Source organism: Aeromicrobium sp. CnD17-E, assembly GCF_024124745.1.
Lineage (GTDB): Bacteria > Actinomycetota > Actinomycetes > Propionibacteriales > Nocardioidaceae > Aeromicrobium.
The window spans coordinates 1-6,847 of record NZ_JAMXRU010000137.1 but is presented as its reverse complement, the minus strand read 5'-3'; the positions used below and the strand labels follow the sequence as shown (position 1 = coordinate 6,847).

Annotated in this window: 4 protein-coding genes and 1 pseudogene; all 5 read left to right on the top strand. The window is 72.4% G+C overall.

The genetic code is table 11. The features are described 5' to 3' along the window. Window positions 1–229, top strand: a pseudogene (locus NH339_RS16720) (phosphate ABC transporter substrate-binding protein); the annotation flags it as partial. Then, on the top strand, window positions 226–2,802 hold the full coding sequence (locus NH339_RS16715) for a hypothetical protein (RefSeq protein ID WP_253027148.1): 2,577 nt from the start codon (window positions 226–228) through the stop codon (window positions 2,800–2,802). The pseudogene NH339_RS16720 and the gene NH339_RS16715, both read left to right, overlap by 4 nt. Beyond that, window positions 2,799–3,731: a sortase domain-bontaining protein gene (locus tag NH339_RS16710; RefSeq protein ID WP_253027147.1), complete on the top strand. Its 933-nt coding sequence runs from the start codon at window positions 2,799–2,801 to the stop codon at window positions 3,729–3,731. Before NH339_RS16715 ends, NH339_RS16710 begins: the two co-directional genes overlap by 4 nt. Before the next feature lie 150 nt (window positions 3,732–3,881). After that, the gene (locus NH339_RS16705) at window positions 3,882–5,753 is read left to right on the top strand and encodes an Ig-like domain repeat protein (protein WP_253027146.1); all 1,872 of its coding nucleotides are present in this window, start codon (window positions 3,882–3,884) and stop codon (window positions 5,751–5,753) included. A 68-nt stretch (window positions 5,754–5,821) separates the two neighbouring features. After that, complete coding sequence (locus NH339_RS16700) at window positions 5,822–6,682, top strand: phosphate ABC transporter ATP-binding protein (protein ID WP_067857576.1); 861 nt, start codon at window positions 5,822–5,824, stop codon at window positions 6,680–6,682. Window positions 6,683–6,847: the final 165 nt, after the last annotated feature.

Below are 6,847 nucleotides of genomic sequence, written 5' to 3'. Positions count from 1 at the left end.
CGGTGGGGCGATCGATCCCGAGACCGGTCTCCCGGTCGGCTCCGCGTCCTCGGGCGGCGGCGCGGCGACGGTGGCGGTGCAGACCGAGCTGACCGCAGGCCGAGCCGGCGACGACGGGATCTTCGGCACGCTCGCGGCCGTCGAGCTCCTGGCCATCATCCTGGCGCCGGGGGTCGTCGCCGTGGCGCTACGGCGTCGCACGCGCAGCACGACGGGAGCCCGCTCGTGAGGTGGCGCAAGGTCCTCGCGACCGTCGCCGTGGCCGCCGTCGGCACCGGCCTCCTGACGTCGGCCGGCGTGCAGGCGCAGGGTGACGACGTCGGCGCGTTCCGCCAGACGAAGACGGTCGAGCGGACCTTCACCGAGAACGGCGACGAGGTCCGGGTGGACCGCCGCGACGTGACGGTCCAGGTCGACCACACGCGCAACCTGCGCGGGCGCGAGCGCGTCCACGTGACGTGGGACGGCGCACGCCCGAGCGGCGGACGCTCCACGAGCCCGTTCGGCGAGAACGGCATGGACCAGGAGTACCCGGTGGTCGTGCTCCAGTGCCGTGGCCGTGACGACGCCAGCCTGCCAGCGGCGCAGCGCGTCCGCCCCGAGACGTGCTGGACCTCGACCGTCCAGCAGCGCTCGCAGCTGCAGGTGCCCGACGCCGCCGCCATCTGGCGCTCGGACCGCTACGCCGACGACGCGGCGCGCAGCGCCCTGTCCGGCGTCCGGAGCCTGCCGGCGAGCTGCGGCGGCGCCGCGGCGGGCACGTCGACGCACGTGACGCCGTTCGTGTCCGCCAAGGGCCAGACCTTCGCCTCCTGCTCCAGCGACACGCTGCCTCCCGAGGCGGCGGTCGACGCGTCGTTCCCGCCCGCCGAGCAGGCCGCGTTCACGACGGTCGACGGCAAGGGCGACATCCAGTTCGAGGTGCGCTCGAGCATCGAGAACGAGTCGCTCGGCTGCAACGACACGACCGCTTGCAGCATCGTCGTCATCCCCGTCATGGGCATCAGCTGCCTGCAGTCGGACTCGCGCCAGCTCAACGCCGCCTGCCGCAAGCAGGGCCGATTCGAGCCCGGCTCGAGCAACTTCGACGGCCAGGGCGTCGACGAGAGCGTGTCGCCCCGCTACTGGTGGACCGCGTCGAACTGGCGCAACCGGATCAGCGTGCCGATCACCTTCGGCCCCGCGCCGAACGTCTGCTCCGTCCTCGACGACCGGCCGCCGGTCGGCTTCTACGGCTCGGAGCTGATGTCGCAGGCCACCGTGCAGTGGGCGCCTGCCTACTGCCTGCGCAAGGACCGCTTCCGCTTCCAGCACAACGTCCTGCCCGACCTGGCCTCGTTCCAGCTGATGCAGCAGGACGAGATCCCCGGCGCCTTCGTCTCGAGCCGCAAGACCGTCGAGGGCGAGGCGCCGACCGCCTACGCGCCGACGGCCGTGACCGGGTTCGCGATCTCCTACGTCATCGACGAGCCGAAGAACGCCGGTGAGCGCGGCACGCTGAACCTCAACGCCCGGCTCCTCGCCAAGCTGCTCACGCAGAGCTATCCCGGCTCGAGCCTCGGACGCCAGCACCCCGGACTGGAGAACAACCCGGGCTCGCTGAACGCCGACCCCGAGTTCCAGGCCCTGAACCCCGGTCTGTCGACGGGGGAGCAGGAGGCCGCGGCCGTGCTGGTGTCGCTCTCGGAGTCCTCGGACGTGATCAAGGCGATCTCGACCTACATCGACGACGACCCGGAGGCGCACGCCTTCGTCGAGGGTCGTCCCGACCCGTGGGGCATGCGGATCAACCCCGCCTACCAGGGCATCCGGCTCCCGGTCGACGAGTGGCCCCTGCTCGACACGTTCACCCCGACCGTCCAGCAGGAGTGCCTGAAGCAGAACAACGACACGCCCTACCTGACGCGCCTGGCCGCTCCGGTGACCTCCTTCGTGAAGATCGCCGACGCGCTGCTGGACGCCTGGCCCTACTCGCAGACGAAGTGCAGCGGCCTCGGTACCGACCAGTTCCCGTACGTGCTGGGCCGAGCCGACCGCCAGGGCGTCGGCGCACGGTTCCTGGTCGGTGTGACGACGCTCGGCGACGCCGAGCGGTACGGCCTGCACACCGCCGCGCTGCAGACGTCGGCCGTGTCCCCGCGGGCTCCGTTCACCACCCGTGGACGGCAGTTCGTGGCACCCACCGACGCGACGCTCGCGAAGGCGATCTCGACGGCCCGGCCGACGGGGCGGACGCAGCCGTTCGCGCTGGAGGACGGTGCGGTGCGCCAGGCGAACGGCTACCCCGGCACGCTCGTCGTCTACACCGCGGCGAAGACCTCGGGCCTGGACCGGAGCACGGCGCGCACCGTCGCCTCGTTCATCCGGACCGCCACCACGGAGGGCCAGCGTCGCGGCTCGGGCAACGGCTTCCTCCCCGACGGCTACCTGCCGATCACCCGGACAGGGACCACCGCCGCGCTCTTCGCGTCGGCCCAGCAGGCGGCCCAGGACGTGGAGGCGCAGACCGGCACGACGCCCGGAGGCCCGGGTGGCGCGGGCAGCGGCGGGACCGCCGACCCCACCTCGGGCGCGCCGGGGAGCGACGGTGCCCCGTCCGACGCCGCGGCGGCCGGCGACGACCCCGCGGCGGCGGGCGGCAAGCAGCCCGTCGACGCCGAGCTGAAGAGCCTCGGCAGCACGGCGGGCGTGCACTCGGCCCTCGGCGCATGGTTCCTGCCCACGCTGATCCTGCTGCTCCTCGGCTGTGCCATCGCCGGCCCGGTGATCAGGCTCCGCGCGGCCGGGAGGGAGGACTCATGACCGTCGCGCCCCTGAACGGTCGGCTCACGGGTCAGCGACGGGGAAGCGGCGCCCTGAAGGGCGGGCTCGCCGCGGCGCGCGACACGTCCCGCGTCCCCGAGCGCGACCTCGTCCTGAGCAGCGGCCTCATGGTCGTCGCCCTGCTCGTCGCCTGGGTGCTGCTCCAGACCCTCGTGCTGGGCGGTCTGTCCTACTCGCGGGCGCAGGACCGGCTCTACGACGAGCTGCGCGCCGACCTGGCTGCGGGCACCGCGCCCACCGGCGGGGTCATCGCGCCCGGGCGTCCCGTCGCGCTCTTCTCGCTGCCCGCGCTCGACATCGACCAGGTCGTGGTCGAGGGCACGTCGGCCGGACTCCTGCTCGACGGACCCGGGCACCGACGCGACACCGTGCTGCCCGGCCAGGCCGGCGTCTCGCTCGTCTACGGACGGTCACGGACCTTCGGACGGCCCTTCCACGTGATGATGCACGAGGCCGTGGGCACCCGGCTCGACGTCGTGACCGGACAGGGTCGCTCGACCTACCGGATCGAGGGCGTCCGGCGTGCCGGCGACGACGTTCCCGCGCCGCCCGCGCAGGGACAGGGCCGGCTCACGCTCATCACCGCGGCCGGCGACGGCCGCCTCGGCGGGCTCCGACCGGACGAGCTGGTCTACGTGGACGCGTCCCTGCAGTCCAAGCCGTTCCCGGCCGGTGGCGAGCGGGTGAACACCCTCGGTCAGTCCGAGCTGGCGATGGCGAACGACACGTCGGTGCTGCCGCTGCTCGCCCTGACGCTCGGTGGCCTGCTCGTGGCCGTGGTGGGCATGCTGCTGCTGCGCCGACGGCTGCGTCCGGCCCTCGTCTGGACGGTGTTCGCACCGGTGTTCCTGGCCCTCGCGTGGTTCGCCGCCGACCTCTCCGTGCACCTGATCCCGAACCTCGTCTGAGCCGTGCACCGACCATTCACCGACCTGCCCCGAATGGACGTCTGCTGTTCACCGCAGACCGTCCGGACCCCCTCCGCCGCCGCCTAGCGTGCTCGTCGGGACGTCGCCCGACGGCCCACCCCCCCCTTCACGACAAGGAACTCCACGCGCATGATCTCCACGCGTACCCGGTTCGCCGCGGCCCTCGCCGTCGCTGCGACCTCGATGGCGACCCTCGGCGCCGTCGCACCGGCCCAGGCGGCCGACACCAATCCGGCCGACCCGAGCTTCACGCCCAGCAGCACCGACCTCGTGGGCGTCGGCTCCGACACGTCCCAGCTCGCGCTGCACTACCTCGCGGAGGGCAAGGACGGCGTCGCCGCCGGCTACAACGCCTCCCGCACGGTCAAGCTGGCCTCGTGGGCGGCCGACGGCTCGCCCTCGACGATCTCGCTGCGCAGCGGCGCCTCGGCGATCACCCGTCCGAACGGCTCGGGCGCCGGCAAGAAGCTGCTGTACGGCTCCAGCAACGACGCCAACGTCGACTTCGCGCGTTCGTCCTCGGCGATCTCCACGACCGAGCGCGACGCCGGCCTGAAGGCCTTCCCGTTCGCCGTCGACGGCCTCAAGCTCGGCACGCGCAAGGCCGGCACCGACGCCCCCGCGTCGCTGACCGAGGCGCAGGTGCTCGCCATCTACAAGGGCGACGTCACCAACTGGTCGCAGGTCGGCGGCAAGGACGCCACGATCCACCCCTACGTCCCGCAGTCGGGCTCGGGCACGCGCTCGTTCTTCGAGGCCCAGCTCGTCCGCATCAACGACGGCAAGCCCGTCTCCCTCGGCTCGAACGTCAAGGAGACGCAGGAGCACTCCGACGAGAAGATCAAGGACGACCCGGACGCGGTCGTGCCCTTCTCGACCGGTCGCGCCAAGTCGACGACCAGCATCGGCCTGCTGAACGGCTTCAGCGTCCGCCGCGCGCTCTACAACGTCGTCCGCGGCAACGACCTGACCGGCTCCAAGGCCGCCGACCTCAACGCCGCCTTCGGCGAGAGCGGGTTCGTCTGCTCCGACGCCGCCCGCCCGCTCATCGAGGCCGCCGGCTTCGACCAGCTGGCGCGCACGGCGCAGGGCGGCGTCTGCGGCCAGACCACCACGTCGGCGACGACCAACTTCCTCACGGCCGGTGGCCAGCAGAGCACCGTGGCCCTCACGGGCAAGGCGACGCCGAGCGGCAAGGTCACGCTGAAGGCCGCGGTCGGCCCGTCGACCGCCACCGGCACCGTCACGTTCACCGAGGGCGACGCCACCGTCGGCACCGCCACGGTCGACACGCTGGGCAACGCGACCCTCGCGCTGCAGGGCGTCGCCAAGGGCGCACACAGCTTCACGGCGACCTTCGCGCCCGACGACCCGCAGGCCTACTCCAAGGCCACCGGAGCGGTCACCGTCACGGTCCCGGACGCGAAGTACTCCAAGGCCATCGAGGTCACCGCCCCCACGTCGGCCTACGGCGCGGCGCGCACCGTCACGGTGAACGTCGGCACCAGCGACCTGAAGGCCACCGGCAGCGTCACCTTCGTCTACGGCGACGCCGCCGAGCAGACGGCCGACCTGCAGGACGGCGCCGCGACCTTCACCGTCCCGGCCTCGCTCGACGCCGGCACCTACTGGGGCGCCGTCTCCTACTCCGGTGACAGCGACTTCGCCGAGGGCTACAAGCTCGTGAAGTTCGTCGTCACCAAGGCGACGACCCGCACCTCGGTCAAGCTGGCCGCGGCGAAGGTCAAGGTCCGCAAGGCCACGAAGGCGACCGTCACGGTCGGCATCACGGGCTCGACGCTGAAGGCGTCGGGCACGGTCACCCTGAAGATCGGCTCGAGCGTCGTCGGCACCGGCAAGGTCGTCAACGGCCAGGCCGTCGTCACGCTCAAGGCGCAGAGCACCAGGGGTGCCAAGCGCGTCGTCGCGACCTTCGCGCCGTCGAGCAGCAACTACGGCGGATCCACGTCCGCCGCGGCGACCTACACCGTCGTCAAGTGATCGACCGCCGTGGCCGGCTCCTGCGGGAGCCGGCCACGGCGCGTTCCACCCGCCCCCGAGGAGAGACCATGTCCCTGACCGACGAGACCACCACGATCCCGGTGCTCGACGACGCCACGCAGAGCATCCCCGCGGTGCTGCCGGACCGGGCGTCGCTGGCCACGCTGGAGGCGACCGACGTCTCGGCGTGGTTCGGCACCCACAAGGTGCTCGACCGGGTCTCCCTCACCATGCCCGCCGGCCGGATCACCGCGCTCATCGGACCGTCCGGCTGCGGCAAGTCGACCTTCCTGCGCATCCTCAACCGGATGCACGAGCTCGTGCCGGGCGCCTCGCTCGCCGGCCGCGTGGAGATCGACGGTGCCGACGTGTACGACCCCGACCGCAAGCTCACCGACGCGCGCCGTGCGATCGGCATGGTCTTCCAGAAGCCGAATCCCTTCCCGGCGATGTCGATCGAGGAGAACGTGCTGGCGGGCCTCAAGCTGACCGGGACCAAGGTCGCGTCGCGCGACCGTGACGACCTCGTCGAGGAGTGCCTGACCAAGGGTGGGCTCTGGAAGGAGGTCAAGGACCGTCTCGACGCACCCGGTGGTGGACTCTCCGGCGGCCAGCAGCAGCGCCTCTGCATCGCCCGGTCGCTCGCCGTGAAGCCGCGCGTGCTGCTCATGGACGAGCCCTGCTCCGCGCTGGACCCCACCTCGACGCGGGTGATCGAGGAGACGATGCTCGAGCTCGCGCAGGAGGTGACGATCGTCATCGTCACGCACAACATGCAGCAGGCCGCTCGGGTGTCCGACCAGTGCGCGTTCTTCCTCGCCGCGTACGGCACCCCGGGCGTGATCATCGAGCACGGCGACACCGCGACCATGTTCGAGTCGCCGCAGGACCAGCGCACGTCGGACTACGTGAACGGCCGGTTCGGCTGAGGTGACCCGTCTGCTCTCGGTGCTCGGCGTCGTGGCGGCGGCGGGCGCGCTCGTCGTGACCGCCGTCCTGGCGAGTGCCGCGCCCTCGACCCCGCGCGACGTGCAGGACCTGCTCCCGGCCGCCGCGGCGGTGCAGCTGCCCGACGTCGGTGCCGCGACCGATCC